The following is a 20,932-nucleotide window of genomic DNA, read 5'->3' on the forward strand; positions in this document are numbered from 1 at the left end:
CCAATAATGACTGAAGAAGAAATAAAAAAAGCACGGGCCAAGGCCGAACAGGGGGAGCGGCTCTCCCTTCAGGATGCCCTTGCCCTTTATGAGGATAATGACCTTCTCTTTCTGGCCTCCTGTGCCCGTAAGATGAAGGAAAAGAAAAGCGGGAAAAACGTTTTTTATAATGTAAACAGACATATAAATCTGACAAATATATGTACCTCCGGCTGCCCTCTTTGCGCCTTTCAGTGTGAGGAGGGGGACAAGCGGGGCTATGTTATGGAAACTGAGGATGTTGCCAGGGTTCTGGAGGATGCCAAAAAGGTTAGAAATCTTGGGGAAATCCATATTGTCAGCGCCTTACACCCTACCAAGGATTTTGATTATTATCTGAATGTGGTGCGCCAGGTGAAGGCGGCCCTGCCAGATGTGGATATAAAGGCCTTTACTCCCGTTGAGGTTGTGCATTTCAGCCAGATGACGGGCAAATCCGTCAAGGAAGTACTGAAGATATTGAAGGAGGCGGGATTGTCCTCCTTGCCAGGTGGCGGTGCAGAAATTCTTAACGACCGTGTTCGCAAGGAAATCTGTCCAAAGAAGGCTACCACAGCCCAGTGGATTGAGACCATCAAGGCGGCCCATGAGCTGGGGATTCGCACCAACTGCTCCATTATGTACGGCCATATTGAGACAATTGAGGAGCGGCTGCAGCATCTCTTTACCCTTCGTGACATTCAGGACGAAACCGGGGGCTTCCAGGCCTTTATAGCCTTTCCTTTCCATCCTGCCAATACACAGCTCAGTCACCTGAAGCGGGTTGGTTCATGGGAGGATATGAAGATGATTGCCATGTCCCGATTGATTTTGGATAATATTGACCACGTAAAGGCCTTCTGGATTATGCTGACCACTCCTTTGGCCCAGCTGGCTCTTGGCTTTGGGGCTGACGATCTGGACGGCACCATCGGCGAGGAGAAGATTATCCATGAGGCCGGTGCCAAGACCGGGACGGGCACCACCAGGGAGCGGCTGAGAAAGCTTATTACCGAGGCGGGAATGATTCCAGTGGAACGGGATACCTTCTATAATCCAATAAAGGAGGCGGAATAAATGCGCATGGAATCCAAGGAGGCCGTTGAGCTTCTTACCAACGGGGACCCAATTGAGATGGGCCGTGCGGCTGATGCAGAACGCCGCAAACGGTTTGATGATACCGTTACCTTTATTGTGGACAGAAATATAAATTATACAAATGTGTGCAAAAATGAGTGCCGTTTTTGTGCCTTTTTCCGCCGCAAGGATCACAAGGATGCCTATCTTCTCACCAATGAGGAAATATTGGCCAAGGTGCAGGAGACTGTGGATGCGGGGGGCACCCAGCTCATGATTCAGGGGGGACTGTACCCTGATTTGGGCCTTAAATATTATGAGGATATGCTGCGGGCCATTAAAAGTAAATTTGATATAACCATTCACTCCTTTACGGCCACGGAAATTCAGCATTTTGCCTATCAGGAGGGCATTTCCATATTGGAGTGCCTCAAGAGATTGCAGGCCGCAGGACTTGACAGCCTTCCGGGAGGCGGTGCGGAAATTCTTGTGGACGAGGTGCGCAAGCGTGTAAGCCCCAAGAAGATTATGACTGATGACTGGCTCCACGTTATGGAGTGTGCCCATTCCATTGGCATGGAATCCACGGCCACCATGGTAATTGGTCTTGGTGAGACCATGGCCCAGCGCATTGAACACATGGAGAGAATCCGTCAGCTTCAGGATAAAACCGGGGGCTTCAGAGCATTTATCTCCTGGACCTTCCAGCCCCATAATACAGAAATGGGCGGGGAAAAGGTTTCCGGCTGGGATTATATGCGCAATCTGGCCATGAGCCGTCTCTATATGGACAATATCAAGCACATTCAGGGGTCATGGGTCACCCAGGGGGAGCGCATTGGTCAGCTTACCCTTGGCTTTGGCGCCGACGATCTGGGCAGCATTATGCTGGAGGAAAATGTGGTAAGGGCTGCGGGAACGGCCTACGATATGTCCATCAATAAGATGGTGGAAATGATTAAGGGGGCAGGCAGGAAGCCGGCCCAGAGAAATACCAAGTACGAGATTTTACGGAGGTTCTGATATGGCTGATAACATGATTCCCAAGGCTGATTATGCTGTGGTGGGGGGCTCCGGAACCCTTTCGTCAAATTTTCCTGTCAATGTGAAGGATGAAGATGTTAAAATAGTGGCAGAGAACCTTTATTTTGACACCCCTTATGGAAAAAGCCCGGCTTTTCGCCATTTTACTGTGGGTGAAAAGCACGTTCTCACCGTAAGAATGCACGGCTGGCGCAGCGGTGTTACCAGAGCAGATGCCTCCCGCCAGGTGTTCTGGGTATTCCGTGAAGCGGGAGTAAAGCGTATTATTTCCGAGGGTGGCGTGGGCACCGTGAACAAGCTTCTGGATATCCGTGATTTCATGGTTCCCGATGATTACCTTGATATGTCCATGCGAAAGGACGTTATGCTGGATGGCAGATATCTGCTGATTATGCGTGATGCCCTTTGCCCGGAGCTGCGTGAGGCCCTTATTAAGGCCACCAAAAAGCGGTTTAATGGACGTATTTTCACCAGAGGAACATACGCTGTAACTGATGGCCGCCATTTTGAAAGTCCTGCTGAGGTGGCTATGCTTAACGGTCATGCGGATATTGTGGGCCAGAGCATGTGCCCTGAGGTTTATCTTGCCCGTGAAATCGGAGCCTGCTATGCAGGGCTGTATTTTACCGTTAATTACGGTGAGGGCATCAAGAAGTGGTCCCATCAGGATATGACGGATATTTTTTATGATGATGCTCCAATGATCGGGGAGATTATTTTGGAAACCATCAGAAATGTGGAGGCTGAGGACAGAAAGTGTGAGTGCCTTGAGCTTCGCAAGGAGACCTTGTTGAAGGATGTATATAATCAGGAGTCAGCCAAGGGCTGATATTCTGTATGAATTGCAGGTGATAATCTATGGCCATTATGAGATTTAAATCAAAGCTGCTGGCTCTGGTGCTGGCATGCGGTTTTATCTTTTTGCCAAATGCCTCTGAGGCATCAAAGATTAATGATGCCCAGCAGACCACGGTTATTCTGGAAAAGGAAGAGCCCCAGAGTAAGGATGAGGAGCAAAAATACGTCAGCGCCAATAAGCCCATTGCCGATGGGGGCGACCCATGGATTGACGTAAGCGTTATTGACAAAAAGCATGAGGTTCCCAGCTTTTCCGCCAGGGATAATTTCTATTCCTACAACAATGATTACTGGATAGAGCAGATGGGAGAGTACGGCATCAGCTCGTCCTACGATGTTTTCAACGAAGTGAACAGCAAGGTGGATTACAATATTGCCACTTTGCTGGAAACTCCTATGCAGTTTTCCCATGACGGATCCATTTGCCAGAAGGTATATAAGATGGTGAAGAACTGGAAAAAGCGGGATAAAATCGGCCTCCAGCCCATGATGGATGACGTGCATAAGATTGAGGCCATTGAGACCCTGGAGGATATGGATAATTATATTCTCGGTGATGAGGTGCCAAACAGTGCCTTCTGTGAGCCGGATTTGCAGCCGGATCTCAACGATACCAAGCGTTATGCCATGGCCATTGTCCCTATGGGGCTAACACTTGGGGATGCGGCGGAATATTCAAAGCTCACAGTGCTGGGCAGGCGCATCAAAAATGCCAATGATGTGGCGGCCAAAAAGATGATGATGCTGGCCAAGTTCGATGAGGAAACTGCCAAGACGAAAATTGAGGCCATGTACCGTCTGGAATACGCTTTGGCGGGGTCCATGTACACCCGTGAGGATGCTTCAAAGACGGATTATCTCCAGAGAACCAACAATCCTGTTACCCTTGATGAGCTGAAGGAAATGGCAGGCCGTTATCCTATTATTGCTTACCTTAATAAATACGGTCTTGACCAGGCTGAGCGCTTTAATGTGCCAAATCCTGCATATATAAAGGCTTTGGCGGCCTATTACAAGGAGGAGAACCTTCAGGACATGAAGGATACCCTTATTGTTTACCGCATGCTGGAAAATATGGAAATACTTAATTCCGCAGCCAATGATATTGCCATGGAGCACAATCTGGCGGTCCGCGGCTACAAGGGAAGTGTCCCGGACTGGGTGCGTGGTGTGGAATACGTAAAAGCTGTATTGCCGGGGCCATTGTCCAATCTTTACGCCCAGGCATATTGCAGCAAGGAAACCAAACGGGATATTGAGGGGATTATTGCCGACGTAACAGGCTATTACAAGGCAATGCTTCAAAATGAAGCCTTTTTGTCCCCTGAGGTACGTCAAAAGGCAATTACAAAGCTTAATAATCTGAAGATTCGTGCCGTTATGCCGGACAAGCCTAAGAAATGGAACGATATTAAGCTTAATAAATGCAAGAATCTTATTGATGTTCAGAAGGCCCTTTTAAAATGGGAAATCGGTGAATATATTAAAAAGATGAACGGGGAAGTGGAAATCAACTGGGTTCCAACTTATACCGTCAATGCCATGTATAATATGGCGGATAACTCCATTAATATTCCTGCGGGTATTCTCAACGGGGTATTTTATTACAGCGACTACACCTACGAGGAAAAGTTGGGGGGCATAGGCATGATTATTGCCCATGAGATTTCCCACGGCTTTGATACCAACGGTTCCCAGTTTGACGAAAATGGCAATTTGCAGGAGTGGTGGTCCCCGGAGGATAAGGCGGCCTACAATGAGAGGGCCAAGAAAGTGGTTGATTATCTCAACAGTATTACCATCTATGAGGGCCTCCATTGCAACGGGGAGCTGGGCAAGGGAGAGACCATTGCGGATATTGGCGGAATGCAGTGCATTTTGTCCATTGCCAAAAATGTGCCGAATTTTAATTACAAGCAATTCTTCAACCAGTATGGCAAGCTGTGGCAAAGCGTATATACCAAGGAGTTTGGCGAGCTGCAGGTGAATACTGATCCTCACCCGTTGCCATATCTCAGGGTAAATGTAATTTTGCAGCAATTTGATGAATTTAATGATACCTACGGCGTGGTGCCGGGGGATAAGATGTATCTGGCGCCGGAAAAGCGGATTCTGGTGTGGTAACTAATGGCCCTCTGATGGAGCAAAAAAGTGCAAAAGAAAACTCTGCTGTCAGTCAGAAATGATTAACAGCAGAGTTATTTTTTTAGTAAGTTAACATGCTAAAAAATTAAACAATTTTAATAATTAATCTTCTTCAATGCTTGGCAGGAATACAAAGAGTATGGAGCTTACCAAAAGCAGATATGGATAAAGAAGATAAGGCAGTACATGGAATGCGGAAAGCTCCCAGCCAAGGCTTGCGGCAATGGAAAGGGCCACCAGCATCTGGGCACCGTATGGAAGGATGCCCTGGAAAATACAGGAGAAGGTATCCAAAAGGGAAGCGGATTCCTTCGGGGAAATATTGAAGCTCTCGGAAATTTTCTTGGCAATTGGGTTGGTCATTACGATAGCCACGGTGTTATTTGCAGTGGCGATATCCATAAAGCCCACCAGCATTCCGATACCCAGCATACCACCCTTTTTGGTGCTGAAAATCTTGTGCACGGTGGAAAGCAGGGCATTAAAGCCGCCATTGTAGGCAATGAGGCCGCCAATACAGGAAACAAGAATGGCCACCATAGAGGTCTCAAACATTCCCGCAGTTCCTTTGCCGATGTTGGCCAGATAATCAAGGAAAATCACTTCCCCTGTGCCCAGCATGAGGAGTGAGCCGCTGACAATGCCCACCAGAAGCACCATAAATACGTTGAAGCCCATGATGCCGCCGATGAGAACAAGAAGATAAGGAATAATCTGCAAAAGATTGTATTCCTTTATATTAAGTCCCCCCGTTGGCTGCTCCAGGGTGAGGAAGTACAGAACCACAATGGTAAGAAGTGCAGCTGGGACGGCGATTTTGAAGTTCGCCTTGAATTTATCCTGCATCTTACAGCCCTGGCCATTGCAGGCCGCAATGGTTGTGTCGGAAATAAAGGAAAGGTTGTCACCGAACATGGCGCCTCCCATTACAGTACCCACACAAAGGGGCATTGGGTAGCCGGTGCATCCGCCGATGGCGATGGCTATTGGGGTAATAAGGGTAATGGTCCCCACAGAGGTACCCATGGCCAGTGATACAAAGGCACTGATAAGAAAGAGCACAGGAATGGCGTAATCCGCCGGTATCAGGGAAAGAAGAAAATACGCCACGCTTTCCGCACTGCTTCTTCCCAATACTCCAACAAAAACTCCTGCCATAAGGAATATTATAATCATGGTTATAATATTGGGGTCTGCCATACTGTTGGCCATGATTTTTAATTTTTCGTTCATGTCAATGCCCTTGGCCTGAAGGCAGGCCACCAGCAGGGCAATCATAAATACTACAACAACTGAGACGTTGTAAAAGCCCATAGGCACCTTCATTACGTACTCCAGGGTAATACCCAGTCCCAGATAAAGGAGCACAAACACTGCAATTGGCAGCAATGCTCCAAAGCTTTTTTTATCTTCCACAATCGTTCCTCCTAAATAAAAGTCCTTGAATATTATACAGTTATTGGGCGAAAAGTTCAAAGTGTTTAAATGGGTAAAATTATTAGGATAGATTTTGATGATAAAATGGTCCCTTTTTCTTTGTTTTGGCAGGAAAAATGGGGTGGAATGGAGAAATAGATTAAGCGTATGAAATAGGGTGTGTGTTAAATAGAGAGCAGGTTATGGAATAATTTTTTGGCTGATTTCAAGGGGTATTTACAATGAGCGCTTCCCATGGATTAATGGACAATTTTATAGGCTTTGATTTAAATATGCCCCAGGACAGGGATGAAGAATTTAAGGAACAATTGGCGATTATTAATTCCATGTCCCAGTTTTATATTTACATATATTCCTTTGATCTGGTGACAGAAATGTATAGGGAGATATATGTGGACGGGGCCCATGTCCGTACTATTATGGGTGAGACCGGTAATATAAGTATATCCATCAAGGATATGTGCCGTATGCTCCTTAAGCCTGAATATATTTCGGGAATGGTGGATTTTACCGATATCAGTACCATGGGGAACAGGCTTAATGGGAAAAAATATATTACTTACCAATATGAGGGGATTAACACGGGGTGGCTTGAGGCCATTCTTTTTCCCGGGGCTGTGGACGAGAACGGCGTTCTTACAAAGGCCATTTTTGCGGTGCGTGATATTAATTACGAAAAGAACAAAGAATCACAGCTCCTTTATAATTCCTATGTGGATGATCTGACCCAACTGTATAACCGTAAAATGTACAATGAAAATATATTGGAGTACGATAAATCCGCCAATAATAATATGGTATTTCTCTCCGTTGATGTTAACGGCCTTAAAATCGTCAATGATTCATTGGGACATGATGCTGGTGACGAGCTTATTATGGGGGTTGCGGATTGCCTCAAAAAATGCTTTGCCCAATATGGCCGGGTGTACAGACTGGGTGGCGATGAGTTTGCGGCAGTAATTTATATTTCACCTGCCAATCTCCCGCGGCTTATTGGTCAGTTTAACGGCGTAGTTGAAAGCTGGCATGGGAAGCTGGTGGAAAGCCTGTCCATATCCATGGGGTATGTGACCAGGGCTGAGTGCAGCGACAGGAATATCTATGAAATGGCCAAGATTGCCGACCAGCGCATGTACAGGGACAAGGAGCAGTATTATGCTCTCAAGGGTGTGGATCGCACCGGCAGACAGAGTGCCCACAATGCCCTTAGCTGTATGTATGAAAAGGTGCTGAAGCTGAATCTTACCACCAACAGCTATCAGATTATCCATATTGATGAGGAAGAATTTAAAAAATTTAACTGCACCCGTTATACCTTGTCTGTGGATATTAAGCGTTATGCTGAGTCCGGCTACATTCATGACGATGACCATGAGAAATTTTTTAAGTCTATGGATACTGAATTTTTGAAGGATTATTTTGCCGGGAAAAAGGCTTATTATTCCTTTTCCTACCGGCGACTGGTGGGGGAAAAATACCTTCCTGTGACCACTGAAATGGTGCGGGCCGACGATTATTCAAAGGATAACCAGACAGTGTTTTTGTTTGTGAAAAAACACAAATAAGCAGCAGTCCATATTTTTGGTCTGCTGTTGTTTATTTTCCTCAAGGCATGTATAATAATATTGTTGGTTTTTGCCACACATAGTGTCGGGATGTAGCGCAGTTTGGTAGCGCACTTCGTTCGGGACGAAGGTGTCGCAGGTTCGAATCCTGTCATCCCGACCATTTTTATGCTTGTCAGCAGAAAAATAGTAATATCAAAAATAGTGATATCAAAAAAGTGATATCAGAAATAGTAATCCCCCGTAAGCAATTGATGCTTGCGGGGGATTTGCTGTTTCAGCAGATTATTTTTTGGTTTGCGGATCACTTAAAGGTTCTGTAGGAATCCCATAACATATTAAAGGATTTCTTCTCCTGAAGCTGGGTCAGCAATTCCTTGGTATCCATCCAGCCGATGGAGCCTTGCTGAATCTGGCCTGCGCCTAAGTGCTCACGTATGAGATTGTCATATTTGGCTTTATCAATTTCCTTAGGCGGTGGATTAGGGGTATCGCTTTCTGCATCTATGTCAAGCCAGCCTGGAAGGTAGTAGTGATTTGTTTCCGAGCCATCGTAGCCTGATAATTGCCATTCCCTGATGGCAAATTCGTCGATGAGCAGATCACCAACAAGACGTATGGCGTATGTTTTGGTGGTGTTGGCAAATTCAGTATTCCACTTAACGCTGTCAAATATGTAATAATAAATCCCATCTCCAGGATTTTCATACAGATGAGGCTTGGCGGCAGTTTCCGGGGCACTGAATATATCAGGATAATCTGAGCCCCCGGTGAGATACACACCCCAGCGGCGCTCCATTGTCTTATTGTCAATTTCTTCACATTGAAGCTGTGGTGCACCGTCCAGGCCCGCCTCCTTGGCCTTGAATATTTCCACATTGCCATCATGGTCAAGATCCGTTATGGCATAGTGCCATTTTTCCCAATCCTTGTCCTTGGCGGGGGTTACAAACCACCCCCTGGTGCCAAGTCCCGTCTGGGACAAAATATCGATTTGATGTGCCTGCTGCATAGGGGACGCCAGGGCCACCGTGGCAGCCAATGATGCTAAAATGGAAATGGCTAATGTCTTTCCTGCAATTTTCGCCATTTTTTCAAACCTCCTTAAAACATAATTCCATCTCTAAGGGAAATTCGACACATGTATGGGGTTATCCTTCAATTTGGGAGGCATTTATTTTTCGCTGTTTTTTGAGGGATTTGCTTTGCTTATGACATTGACAGTTCCCTTTACCAGATGGTACAGTTCATTGTAAGAAAGACTTTATTTTATCAATGTTGAATAATTTTCAGGGGGGATTATTTTGCTAAGGGTCAGTGGTATTCTTTCAATTGTATTGCTGGGAGTTATGATTTTTTGGGGTATCGGTACCTACAACGGGATAAAGGAAGCACGGATCAATGTTGATGCCCAATATGGTCAGGTGGAAAATCAGATTCAGCGCCGGGCTGATTTGATCCCAAATCTGGTGAACACCGTGAAGGGGTATATGAAGTATGAGGAAAAGGTTCTTACGGAAGTAACTGCCGCCAGAGCCCAGGTGGCCGGGGCCAGCACCCCTGAGGAAATGGCAGCTGCTGATGCTGCCCTGTCAGGAGCACTGGGACACCTTTTTGCGGTGGTGGAAAACTATCCGGAGTTAAAGGCTGATGCTCATTTTACGGAGCTTATGCGGGAAATCTCCGGCTCTGAAAATCGTATTGCTGTAGCCCGCAAGGACTACAATAATGCCATAAAGGACTATAACGTTATTGTCAGCACCTTCCCTGGCAATATGTTTGCCGGCATGATGGGGTATTCTCCTCTGACACCATTTGCGGCTGAGGAATCGGCCCATGCTGTGCCTCAGGTGGCATTCTGATGTGGGGGAAACAAATTCTTTGGCATATTGTGCTGGCACTTGCTTTTTTGGTGACGCAGGGGATATGGGGAAGGGCCATGGCGGCTGAAATTCCCGCTCCCCCAAAGCAGGAAATTTATGTGGCTGATTTTGCCGGCATGGTAATGTCAGAGGATAAAAAGCAAATATTGACCATCGGCCAGGATCTGGACAACCGTTTCGGGGCCCAGCTGGTGGTGGTAACCATTGTCTCATTAAAGGGCGAGGCTATTGAGGATTACGCAAATGAGCTGTTTCGCAAATGGGGTATTGGGGACAGAAAAAAGAATAATGGCGTTCTGCTGCTTATTTCCAAGGACGACAGGAGATTTCGCGTGGAAGTGGGCTACGGCCTGGAGGGGGCCTTGACGGACGGCTACACTGGCGAGGTTCTGGACGGCATGGTGCCATTCTTTAAAAAGGGCGAATATTCCGAGGGTATAGTCGATGCCTATTTCAAGCTGGCGGGAAAAACCTACGAGGAATATGGAGCGGCCCCTCCCGAGGGCTTTGCCCTGGAGAGTGCCGCAACTGCTGAGGTGAATTATACATTGGGCACGGTAAATTCCTCGGCAACGGGATCTGCCCCGACAGGAAAGGATAATGCAGCTGCAGTAGATAAAACAGATACAGGTGCCACACAGGATAATGAAGAAGATGCATGGTGGGAAGATATTATTTTAGGTGCATTGGGCCTTGTTATTGGTCTGGGACTTCTGTATTTATTGGTGTTCTATTGTTTTTTACCAATGCTGAATTTAATAATTTTCGCATTTCTGGCCCTTTTGTATATAGTGTCCTTTGGCCATTTGGGAACCCTTGAGTTCAAAGGTATATTTGGACATTGGGGTGGCAGAGGCGGCGGAGGCGGAGGCTTCGGCGGCGGTTCCTCTGGTGGCGGCTTTGGCGGAGGCAGTTCATCTGGGGGAGGCTTCGGTGGTGGTTCCTCCGGTGGCGGCGGTTCATCCGGCGGCTGGTAAATCAAATGATTGGCTGCTCTCACTGAGGGCAGCTTTTTTACTTGTAGGAAAAAATTATGGTTAGTAGCAAAAAGAGTAGCAAATAAAGTAGCAAATAAAGTAGCAAAAAGAAATCGAATAGGGTATAATATAAAAAACAGAAATTTTTTTACTACGATACAAGTGAAAACGTTCCTGAATGACCAATAGTATGTTTGGAAGGGGTGATACAATGAACATGGGAGTGGAAACAGAAAAAATAGAATTTAAGAAAACAACAGGTGAACTTCGTGAAGGCATAACATCATTAGCTTCTATGCTTAATAAAAATAGCTATGGGGTACTGTATTTTGGAGTTAAGAACAATGGGGATGTAGTGGGACAACAAATGGGAGACAGAACGCTCAGAGAAATATCACAGGCGATAGCAAGCTATATTAAGCCTCAGGTTATACCTGTCATAGAGCATCAACTGATAGATGATAAAAACGTGATAAAAATTGAAGTTCGCGGTTCAGAAAAGCCATACTCGGCGTATGGTCGCTATTATATGAGATCAGCGGACGAGGATAGAGAGTTAAGTCCGACTGCATTGAAGGAGTTAATGGACAAACAAACATCATCAGATATCTTGACTTTTGTTCCGGCGCCGGTTCAGAAACTTACATTCAATAAACTTAAAATTGCTTATGTTACATCGGGATTGACAGTTAATCAGGCAACCTTTGAAGATAATGTTGGTTTAAAAAATAGCGATGGAAAATATAATTTAATGGCATTTTTGCTTGCTGATGAAAATGATATTTCTATAAAGGTGGTCACCTTTGCCGGAAAAGATAAGACAGATCTTATTAAAAGAAATGAGTATGGGGGAACCTGTCTGGTTACAGCTATTGATAAAGTATTGGACTACATGGAATCCATTAATGAAACAATGGTTAAAATGGGCAATCATAGACGTACAGAGGAAAAATTATTTGATATGGCCAGCTTTAAAGAAGCTTGGCAAAATGCATGTATTCATACGAAATGGGACAAAGGTAATCCACCGGCAGTTTATATTTTTTCTGACAGAATAGAGATCATTTCCACAGGGGGGTTGCCGGTAGATTTAAACAAGGAAGAATTTTATAAAGGAATAAGCAAGCCCGTTAACTCCAAGCTGCAAAAGATATTTGGCCAATTGGGATATGTGGAGCAAACAGGTCATGGCATTCCTCTGATTATCAGTAATTATGGTAAACAAGCTTTTGATATTATGGAAAATTTTGTTAATGTTACGATTCCATTTAATTACGAGAAAAATAATGTTACTGAATTAGGAATCCAGGGCCGAACGAGTCTTAATGAAGCGGAGCAGCGTGTTGTAGGGTATATTAGCAAAAATTCCAATATAACAATAAGGGAATTAGTTATGCAAAGTGGGTACTCTGATGGATATATACGGAAAATAATAACTTCATTAAAGAAGAAAAAGGTCCTCGAGAGACAAGGTGGAAACAAAATGGGAAAATGGGTTTTGAAAAATATGAGAGCAGAAGCCTTGAAGGTAGCTGAGGGTAAGGCTGAGTATGCTACCATGGATGATGTATTTGAGGATTAAAAATTGTTTATTTGATGATTATAATATGGGGGCATTATTATGGGGAATCCACCTGACATTGAAAAATCCACTGCTGCTGAGCGGGAGCAATATATCTATGATAATTTTTACTGCCGGGGCAACTGTGAAAGCTGTGGTATATGCCAGATATATCATGGAAAATCACCGGAGCTGGTATATGCCGATTATATTGACGGCAAGAGAAGTTTTCAGGAGATTGCAAAGGAATATAAAAGATAAGAGATATGATTATGCTTCGTTAGAAAGAGCGTAAATAACGCATAATGTTTGTATTTACAAATATCTTATGTAATTATGTTTATAAATACAAACATTGGAGGGACAACTATGGGGAAGAAAATTGTTCTTACTCCCAGTATTCAGCGAATACTGCAACGTATGGGGGAACAGATTAAACTAGCTCGTTTGCGGCGGGATATTCCTGTAGAAGTCATTGCCGACCGTGCAGGCCTGTGGCGTACGACAGTATGGGCAATTGAAAAAGGCAGCCCATCTGTGTCCATGGGGGCCTATGCAAAGGTCCTTCATGCTATCGAGGGCATGGATAAGGATTTGCTGCTTATCTGTAAAGATGACATAAAGGGCCGTCTGATGCAGGATATGGGGCTTACAATTGCACATAGGGCTTCAAAGAGGAAAAAGTGATGGATAATAAGACAAAAATTTATAATAATTTTATGGGGCATTCTTATCGGGGCATAAGCTACAAAAAAGGCCAGCTTTACGCTGGCCTTTTATCGTTTATGATTAAGCAGTCATTTTATAGTCAATAACAGCAACTTCCTGCATAAGCTGTTTAACGGTATCAATAATTTTGTCCAATTTTTGCATGACCTCATTGGAAATTTCAATTTCGCCGCATTGCTCACATTCTTCACAAGGAACATTTTTTATTACTATTACTGTATTACCAATTTGTACCGTATATACTGTAGTGCTGGGAACAATATCTCCCTTGCAGTAAAAACAAGCCATAACAATTACCTCCTTGTCACCTGCTTCATTATATCATACAAGTCATTTTTGATGAAAACGAAATATAATAGTGTAAAAAGAATTATACAAGAATAATAATGTGAAAATATATAAAAGGTATTGATAAAAATATATAAAAATATTAAAATATTATATGAAAATTTAAAATAATAATAAGTGGAAAAATAAATATTACAGAAGATACAGAAATGTAATATGGAAAAATAGAAGGAAATGGGGTATGATTGTGGGGAAGAGAGATTCAATCACAAAGGATTACATGGAAAATCCAGCTAGATTTGCAGATCTTTTTAATGGCTTTTGCTTTCATGGTGCTGAGAAGGTAGCACCCGATAAACTTCGGGATATGGATACCACCAGTGTTGTTGTTCCCTATGGTACTGACGGAGTGGCTGTACCAACTCAGAAGTACAGGGATGTGCTGAAGGTTTTAACTAAAACTGATGGTAAAACTGCATATTGTATTCTAGGTGTGGAAAACCAGTCAGAAATTCATACAGCTATGCCAGTAAGAAATATGCTTTACGATGCCATGACTTTTGCTAATCAGATATCTGCTGTGGCCAATTCCCGTAAAAATAACCATAATAAGGCCTGTAATAGTGCCGAGTTTCTCAGTGGTTTTTATCGCAGTGATAAACTGCTGCCGGTAATTACCATAGTTGTTCATTGGGGTGCTGATGAATGGGATGCCCCTTTATCGTTGCAGGAAATGTATCCAAAAGATATTGATGATAGTGTAAGGCAATATTCACCTGATTATCACATTAATCTTGTATCACCGGCCATGATGAGTGATGATAAACTGGATTTTTTTAAATCTGATTTGCGGGAAGTACTGAAGTTTATAAAATATTCCAAGGATAAGCAACGTATACATGATTTAGTGGATAATAATCCTAAATTTAAGTCGCTGAATCGTGAAGCTGTACAAACTATAAGCGTATGTGCCAACGTTGATTTTAAGATACCTGAAGGAGAGGAGCAGATAGATATGTGCAAGGCAATAGAAGATATGAAGGAAGATGTACGTATGGAAGAGCGTCTCACAGCTATTCGCAACTTAATGAAAAAAATGGGCTGGTCCGCCCAGGAAGCTATGGATGCCCTTATGCTTCCAGCTGATGAACAAAAGCAATATAGCGCGTTGATTTGATACGTTTTAGAGGAGCCGATAGATATGTGCAAGGCAATTCTTTCCAATCAGTAGATTCAGAAACTGTCTCAGCAAATTTAATGGTAGCAAATAAAGTAGCAAAAAGAGAGATTAAACAATCACAAATAAACAGCCATCCGCAACTGCTTGGCTTATTATCGGACTGCTGTTGTGCTTTTGTATAGGTAAATGAATTGTGGCCTATTGGAGTGTGTAATTATGAAGCACACTCTGGTAGGCCTTTTTTATGAGAACATACGCTTCTTATGGTGGTCATTTTTTGGCACATGGAAATATTTTAAAAAATCAATAGTAGTGCTATTATACAGACAATAAAAATTGAGTGGTTATTAAAGTCAGCGGAATGATTATGTGAGGAGTGGTTTTAAATGGCGCAGTTTATAGTTGTAGATTTTGAGTTCACATATTACAACAAGCCTGTAGGAAGGCCCAATGGTTTCTTTCCGGAAATTATTGAAGTCGGCGCAGTAAAATATGACGGGAAAACCAACATCGCTAAGCTTCAGAGTTTTGTTAAGCCACATTTCTATCCAAAGCAGGCAACTGCAGCTATGGACTTCTGTATGATTACCCAGAAGGATATGGAAAAAGGTGTGGAGTTTTGCGATATGTTGAAGATGCTTTCTGCCATGTATGTGCCGGGAGAAACCTACTTTGTAACATGGGGAAATGATGACTATAAAGTATTATCACAGGGGTGTTATCGTCATAAGCTTGTTAATCCTATTCGTAAAGAAGATTGTCTGAATTTGGCTATAGCTTATATGGCAATGACGGGCATGAAGCGTACTCCAGGCCTTAAAGCTACGATTGAGACTCTGGGAATGACCTTTGATGGTATATGGCATACTGCATTTGATGATGCTCTCAACACAGGCAAAATCCTGCACAAGATGGTAGATATGGGCTGGGACCCACAGAGATATATGGAAGAGAAATATAGGAAGATTGCTTGAGGTAACGAGAAATAAGAGGTAATATCAATGATGAAGAAATGAATTAGTCACATGTGAACTAAACGATGGTGCCACATAAGCATTCATTTATTGATTAATAAGCACAATAAAGCCCGGCAGTATAGGCTGACGGGCTAGTAAACTCTAATTTATGCGGTTTCGAATTTTATATATTTCATTCACGAATAAGGGCATTTTGCAGCGTGTTGGAAAAGTTTATATTTCGCTCTAATGCCTATTTATTTAGCCAAGCAGGAATGGAAAGGGTTTTCTTTACGGCCTTGGAATTGTATTTTTTATCATAAGCCAGCTTATCAAAGTGTACCATCATCACAAACTGATCGCCTTCTGTGACAAGCTTGGCAGGGTTGGAAGCTGTGGGATAATCCTTTTCTGGTATATCTTCTAACATAATACCAATAGCTTCCTGGGCCATTTCAAGTGCTTCGTCAAGAGTATCACCTTGAGTAAAGCACCCTGGTAAATCAGGAACAGATACAGAAAAGCCAATATCTTCTGGCTGAAAAATTGCAGGGTAGTAGTAATTGTTGCTCATAGATAACACCTCCAGAATTATTTTAATCCGGCTTGTTTTTATATTGCTTGTTCCAAGCCTTTCTTTAGATCCTTGCTATGCATGGGCACAGTAACAGTAACGTTAGTAACAGGATTGAATAGCTTTTTATGAGAACCGTTGTTGCTTTTAATTGGAATAAAGCCATTATGTTTTGTATAGGGAAATGATTTACGGCCTACTAGAGTGTGATTTGAAGCACTCTGGTAGGCCTTTTTATTATGTAATAAAGGTAGAGATTCAAATGACTCCCAGCTTCGGCTGGGAGCTTTTTTAAGAAAACCCGCCTTTATTCCGATAATTAAACATAATAGTTATTAACTTTGCAGGATTTTTGTTTTCAATGTCGAAGATGAACAAAAATAGGTGTATTTTAAAATAACCCCGAAAGGAGTGACAGGGCATGAAAGCGCAGAAGCTATTGACAACCAACGTGCAGGGCGGTTTTTTTGTGCCTAATACTGTCCTTACGGGGGGGACAACTGTCCACTAAAAGTAGATAATTATACACAAGTGAATAATGATATAAATAAGCCTTCTCTCAGGAGGCTGGCGAGTCTTTGCGGCTTGCTGGCGGCCTGAGAGAAGGCTTTTTGTGTTTTTAAGCGGTAAATAGCCCAGGGAGGGGAGTAATATGAAAAGCAAGAAAAGCAAAAAGGAATTGACCAGTCTTATATTGACGGCACTTATATTGGGCGGAGGGTGCCTTTATGGGCCTGTGGCGGAGGCAGATCCTACAGAGAAAGAAATAGGTCCTTTACAGGGCCCGAACGATTTTACTTCGGATACATGGTGTACCACTGGAACGTATACTCATAATACGATTGAACATCATATTTTTTATGCGGTTAGTGATGCATATAAAATAAAGTATAACTCTGATATGGTAGCTTGGCATTCCTATGAGATTGCTGGTGGATTCTCCAATAGCCCGGGGGAGGGTGTTTCCAATCGGCAAATTTGGATTGCCGGCGGCAACGCCAAAGTGTATACGGTTTATGGTGGACTTGCAAGAGGAATAAATTCAAATGTCACCAAAAATAGTCTTTCCATGACAGCCGGCACAGCGGATTATGTTTTTGGTGGCTATAGTTATCAGGGTATTGCTGGTGATGAGAATAATTCGAATAATGGAAACACCGTGTCCATCACCGGCGGTAAAGTAAACTTCGATGTATATGGTGGCGACGGTTATTTATCAAGTGCTTTCAATAACAAAATTACAATTTCAGGAAGCTCTGCCCAAATTAATGGTAAAATCTATGGTGGATTTGGTCAAGTCAATGCTAAGAAAAATAGAGTGACAATATCGAATGGCACTATTAAGCCGGCTTCGTCTGGATCGTATCAGTATATATATGGTGGATATGCTGAGACAGGAGATGCTACTGGCAATGAGGTAATATTATCAGGTGGTACATTTGATACGGATTACACTGAAGTTATTGCTGGGAACGCTGAGACTAATGGTAAGTCAGCTACAGGCAATAGTGTAACCCTTAACGGAACAATAAATATTGCCCAGATTTTTGGAGGCAGGGTTGGTGGTACACAAACAATTTACACTAACAATACTCTTAATTTAGGGAAAAATGCCCAAAATAATGTTGTAAAATATAATGTTAACGGTTTTGACAAGATTGCCACTGCCAGCGATTTTGCCTTTTCAAAGGGCAGAACAGTACTCACAGCTGGTACAATAGGTGGTGGAGATAAGGTTACACTGGATATTCACGGTTCATCTAATCTTCTTGGTGATACTGACATTTCCCATTATGGTACCATGACACTGCTTTCGGCTACTGGTCTGGGAAGTATAAAGCTGAATTACAACAATACGGCTGCTGATATCAAAGCGTATACCTCAAAAGAAGTGGCGTCCAGTAGTATCACCAATGATACTGCGTCAACTACTGTAAGGCTTGACGGTACCCGTACACATACTGTAGCAAATAGTGGAAGCGCCATTACGTACACGATTGCCAATAATATTTCTAAGGTGACTTTTGGTAATGTTACGTGGGGAACAACTCCGAGAACGCTGACCTTAAACCAATACATTTTTGGTTCGGGTACGGCCATAGATAAAACCAATCTTGCCTTCACCACTCCAGAGGCGGTAAGCGGCAGCATGACGCTGTTGGCTAATGCTACAGGCATGACAGCTTTGAGTAATATCAGCCATACACAAGATTTTACAAAGACTGTTAATGGAGCAACTCTCAGTGCAACCCTTAGTGGTAATATTACGCGGTCCTCGAATACAATTGGCTATACTGCCACTGGTAAGTCAATTAATAGTATAAATCTTGCAGCTTGGGAAGGCACGGCGGGTACTCCTACTCTTACTGGCTGGACGAAAAAAGCAGATGGTACATCAGTAGAGGGGGCTTTTACTAAACCTCAACTAGATCCGGGTGATTCCATAGATATTCTTACTGCAAATACAGACCTATTCAGTAATGCTAACATTGACGCTTCAATCAAATATACAAATGCTGGCACCTTCGATGATGATACGGTCAATGGGGTTACTCTGAGCGGCAACAGAGCTGGCGGTGTAAAGGCCGAGGACAGCGGCAAAAAGCTGACTTATTATGCTGAAAAGTTTGATGTGGATACTGTTTCCTTGGGAGATATGAAATGGGATACCCCACGGGAAGCCGCCTCAGCCTATGACTTTGCAGGGGTAACAAATATCGATGCCTCTGGTCTGACCTTTACGGGGACAGCTGATGCACCGAATGATACCACCAATTTAATTACTGGTGCCAAGAATCTTTCTGGCACCATCACCCAGCCAAACAATGCCAAGGTAGCTGCTGAGTTTACCGACAATAATATTGTCTATAAGGGCACTGGTACTGGTAATGTATCGTTGGAAAATACAGCTAACGGTACAAATGTAAAATATACCATTACTGGCGGTACCATTAGCAGCATGAATCTTAATGGTTGGACGGGTACGCAAACTATGAACCTTCCTACCAGCTGGACAGGCACCAACATAGCGGTGGAGACAGGGAATTTTGCTTCCCTGGCGGAAGATAAAACCCTCTTTAACAACTTGGGGGCAAACACTTTCGGCACCGTATCCGGGTCCAAGGCTTACAAAAGCGATGAGCGGGTTACTGACGATACCCAAAATGGCGTAACTCTGGCTGGCAGCAAAACCGGCGGTATTAAGACGGAAGACAGCGGCGCAACCTTGAAATACTATGCCGAGTCCATGTCCGTAGATGCCATCACCCTGGGTGAAATGAAATGGGGCACTGGCCGCAACATTACGGGTACAGGCTATACATTTAATAGTGTTGGAAACAATGGCGTAGATGCCTCGGGGCTGACCTTCACCTTTACAGGGGATAAGGTAAATACCCTTAATGTTAATGATGCTGAGGCTACTTGGGAATTACTCACCGGTGCCAATGGACTGCAGGAGGGTCTTACAGTAAAGGGCTCCCCAGTAAGCCAGAAGGTTAGCTATGGCATAGATAAAGCAGCTACTCTCTCCGGTACTTTGACCGGTACAGTAAGCACATTAGGCAATGCAGTTCAATATAAACTAAACAAAAAGACACTGGACAGCGTGGATATCTCCAAGTGGGACGGTTCCACCACTACTGGTGCCGTGGATGCCAGCTGGTCGAAACTGGACGGTGGCATTACCGTTACTGGCAGCGGCTTTAAGACTCCTACAGAGGTAAATGATTATAACATCCTGACCGCTGGTTCAGACTTCTTTAGTGATGCCAAAATTGACAGCTCTATTGCTTATCAGCCAAGCGGCACTTACAGCGAAACTGAGAATAACATCACCATTTCAGGCAAGCAGGCCAAGGGCGTGAAGGCCAGCAATGACGGTACGGCTCTCCAGTATAGCGTAGGAGCGGCCTACATTGATACCATCGGGCTGGGCAAGGTCACCTATAACAAGGGTGCAGTGCTGGTGGATAAAAGCTCTGCCATGTACAACTTCTCCAATGTAAAGACTCTGGATAAATCCGGCTTTGGTGTAACCATGACCGATGACCAGAAAAAGACGGCAGCTGCCAATGATTCCATGACACTGGTGAAGGCCAATAATACTTTGAATAATATTGCGGCCCAGGATACTGGCAAGCTGAACTACACCTACACAGCCAATCCGGGTCTGACCGTCAAGGGGGCAGTGACGGGCAATGTGTCTGCCACTGGCGGCAATGTACTCTACACAGTATCCTCCAACAAGGCCTCTGACCTTAACGTTGGCAAGCTGGGCTGGAACAGCACCTATGCCCGTCCAAATACAGAAATCGCTTACAGTGATGCCTTTGTAAATGCAGAAAATGTATTCTTTACAGGGGTAAGCGCTCTCAACAAGGGTGATACCATGAAACTGGTATCCAACTTTGGTGACAGCGTCAACAAGACCCGTGCGGGCATCTTTACCCTGGACAACGGCAAGACCGGCAAGGGCCATGCTTATTGGGACAGTGCCACCAAAAGCCTGATGTATGTGGTTGACCGCGGCGTTGATGAGCAGGTGGCACCTGTGGAGGCCGTGAAGGTTGAGACCACAATAGACGGCGAAAATCCTCATAAGGGCGATGTTCCGGGCGGCAAGGCCGAAGGTGACGGCG

The 20,932-nt window shown here is 44.0% G+C and carries 18 protein-coding genes and 1 tRNA gene; 14 read left to right on the top strand and 5 right to left on the bottom strand.

The genetic code is table 11. The annotated features are described in order from the left end of the window. Positions 1-6 precede the first annotated feature (6 nt). From mqnE to T525_RS0108430, 4 genes are read left to right on the top strand one after another with little or no spacing between them, the layout of a single operon-like run. Positions 7-1,095: an aminofutalosine synthase MqnE gene (gene mqnE / locus T525_RS0108415; RefSeq protein WP_027406839.1), complete on the top strand. Its 1,089-nt coding sequence runs from the start codon at positions 7-9 to the stop codon at positions 1,093-1,095. Next, positions 1,096-2,118: a cyclic dehypoxanthinyl futalosine synthase gene (gene mqnC, locus T525_RS0108420; protein ID WP_027406840.1), complete on the top strand. Its 1,023-nt coding sequence runs from the start codon at positions 1,096-1,098 to the stop codon at positions 2,116-2,118. Between the two features lies 1 nt (position 2,119). Further along, positions 2,120-2,968: an MTAP family purine nucleoside phosphorylase gene (locus T525_RS0108425; RefSeq protein ID WP_027406841.1), complete on the top strand. Its 849-nt coding sequence runs from the start codon at positions 2,120-2,122 to the stop codon at positions 2,966-2,968. Positions 2,969-2,997: 29 nt separating this feature from the next. After that, positions 2,998-5,121: a M13 family metallopeptidase gene (locus tag T525_RS0108430; RefSeq protein ID WP_027406842.1), complete on the top strand. Its 2,124-nt coding sequence runs from the start codon at positions 2,998-3,000 to the stop codon at positions 5,119-5,121. 123 nt (positions 5,122-5,244) lie between these two features. Here T525_RS0108430 and T525_RS0108435 read toward each other — a convergent pair whose 3' ends face one another. Next, complete coding sequence (locus T525_RS0108435; RefSeq protein ID WP_232219205.1) at positions 5,245-6,558, bottom strand: Na+/H+ antiporter NhaC family protein; 1,314 nt, start codon at positions 6,556-6,558, stop codon at positions 5,245-5,247. A 242-nt stretch (positions 6,559-6,800) separates the two neighbouring features. Here T525_RS0108435 and T525_RS0108440 point away from each other — a divergent pair, with 242 nt between their 5' ends. Together T525_RS0108440 and T525_RS0108445 are read left to right on the top strand one after the other, a co-directional pair. Beyond that, a complete protein-coding gene (locus T525_RS0108440; protein ID WP_027406844.1) occupies positions 6,801-8,144 on the top strand; it encodes a GGDEF domain-containing protein in 1,344 nt (447 codons plus the stop codon). A gap of 86 nt (positions 8,145-8,230) precedes the next feature. Then, positions 8,231-8,307: transfer RNA gene (locus T525_RS0108445), tRNA-Pro, on the top strand. Between the two features lie 141 nt (positions 8,308-8,448). Here T525_RS0108445 and T525_RS0108450 read toward each other — a convergent pair. After that, a complete protein-coding gene (locus tag T525_RS0108450) occupies positions 8,449-9,234 on the bottom strand; it encodes a hypothetical protein (RefSeq protein WP_027406845.1) in 786 nt (261 codons plus the stop codon). A gap of 214 nt (positions 9,235-9,448) precedes the next feature. On the opposite strand from T525_RS0108450, the gene T525_RS0108455 reads away from it, so the two are divergent. The 5 genes from T525_RS0108455 to T525_RS0108475 all read left to right on the top strand — a co-directional run bounded on the left by T525_RS0108455 (position 9,449) and on the right by T525_RS0108475 (position 13,252). Then, positions 9,449-10,006: a LemA family protein gene (locus T525_RS0108455; RefSeq protein WP_232219206.1), complete on the top strand. Its 558-nt coding sequence runs from the start codon at positions 9,449-9,451 to the stop codon at positions 10,004-10,006. Further along, a complete protein-coding gene (locus T525_RS16535; protein WP_051533510.1) occupies positions 10,006-11,004 on the top strand; it encodes a YgcG family protein in 999 nt (332 codons plus the stop codon). Before T525_RS0108455 ends, T525_RS16535 begins: the two co-directional genes overlap by 1 nt. 211 nt (positions 11,005-11,215) lie before the next feature. Beyond that, entirely contained in the window at positions 11,216-12,586 is a 1,371-nt protein-coding gene (locus tag T525_RS14800) for an RNA-binding domain-containing protein (RefSeq protein ID WP_051533511.1), read from the top strand. 39 nt (positions 12,587-12,625) lie between these two features. Beyond that, positions 12,626-12,826 carry a hypothetical protein gene (locus tag T525_RS0108470; protein WP_027406847.1) on the top strand — a complete coding sequence of 67 codons (201 nt, stop codon included), beginning with the start codon at positions 12,626-12,628 and terminating at the stop codon, positions 12,824-12,826. A gap of 108 nt (positions 12,827-12,934) precedes the next feature. Continuing rightward, positions 12,935-13,252 (top strand): helix-turn-helix domain-containing protein, encoded by a 318-nt coding sequence (locus T525_RS0108475; protein WP_027406848.1) that lies wholly within the window; start codon positions 12,935-12,937, stop codon positions 13,250-13,252. Between the two features lie 102 nt (positions 13,253-13,354). On the opposite strand, the gene T525_RS0108480 is transcribed toward T525_RS0108475, so the two are convergent. Further along, positions 13,355-13,582: a type II toxin-antitoxin system MqsA family antitoxin gene (locus T525_RS0108480; protein WP_027406849.1), complete on the bottom strand. Its 228-nt coding sequence runs from the start codon at positions 13,580-13,582 to the stop codon at positions 13,355-13,357. A 241-nt stretch (positions 13,583-13,823) separates the two neighbouring features. Between T525_RS0108480 and T525_RS0108485 the strand changes: the two genes are divergently transcribed. Together T525_RS0108485 and T525_RS14805 are read left to right on the top strand one after the other, a co-directional pair. Then, on the top strand, positions 13,824-14,759 hold the full coding sequence (locus tag T525_RS0108485) for an Rpn family recombination-promoting nuclease/putative transposase (RefSeq protein WP_037325523.1): 936 nt from the start codon (positions 13,824-13,826) through the stop codon (positions 14,757-14,759). A gap of 389 nt (positions 14,760-15,148) precedes the next feature. Continuing rightward, positions 15,149-15,736 (top strand): 3'-5' exonuclease, encoded by a 588-nt coding sequence (locus T525_RS14805; protein WP_051533512.1) that lies wholly within the window; start codon positions 15,149-15,151, stop codon positions 15,734-15,736. Positions 15,737-15,971: 235 nt separating this feature from the next. Here the strand turns inward: T525_RS14805 and T525_RS14810 are convergent, their stop codons facing one another. Beyond that, complete coding sequence (locus tag T525_RS14810; RefSeq protein ID WP_084277006.1) at positions 15,972-16,292, bottom strand: type II toxin-antitoxin system HicB family antitoxin; 321 nt, start codon at positions 16,290-16,292, stop codon at positions 15,972-15,974. A gap of 38 nt (positions 16,293-16,330) precedes the next feature. Continuing rightward, complete coding sequence (locus tag T525_RS16705; protein WP_369751943.1) at positions 16,331-16,612, bottom strand: type II toxin-antitoxin system HicA family toxin; 282 nt, start codon at positions 16,610-16,612, stop codon at positions 16,331-16,333. A gap of 332 nt (positions 16,613-16,944) precedes the next feature. Here T525_RS16705 and T525_RS0108505 point away from each other — a divergent pair. After that, the coding region (locus T525_RS0108505) for a hypothetical protein (protein ID WP_027406851.1) at positions 16,945-20,932 on the top strand (3,988 nt) is incomplete at its 3' end.

Source organism: Anaerovibrio sp. RM50 (assembly GCF_000622005.1).
GTDB lineage: Bacteria > Bacillota > Negativicutes > Selenomonadales > Selenomonadaceae > Anaerovibrio.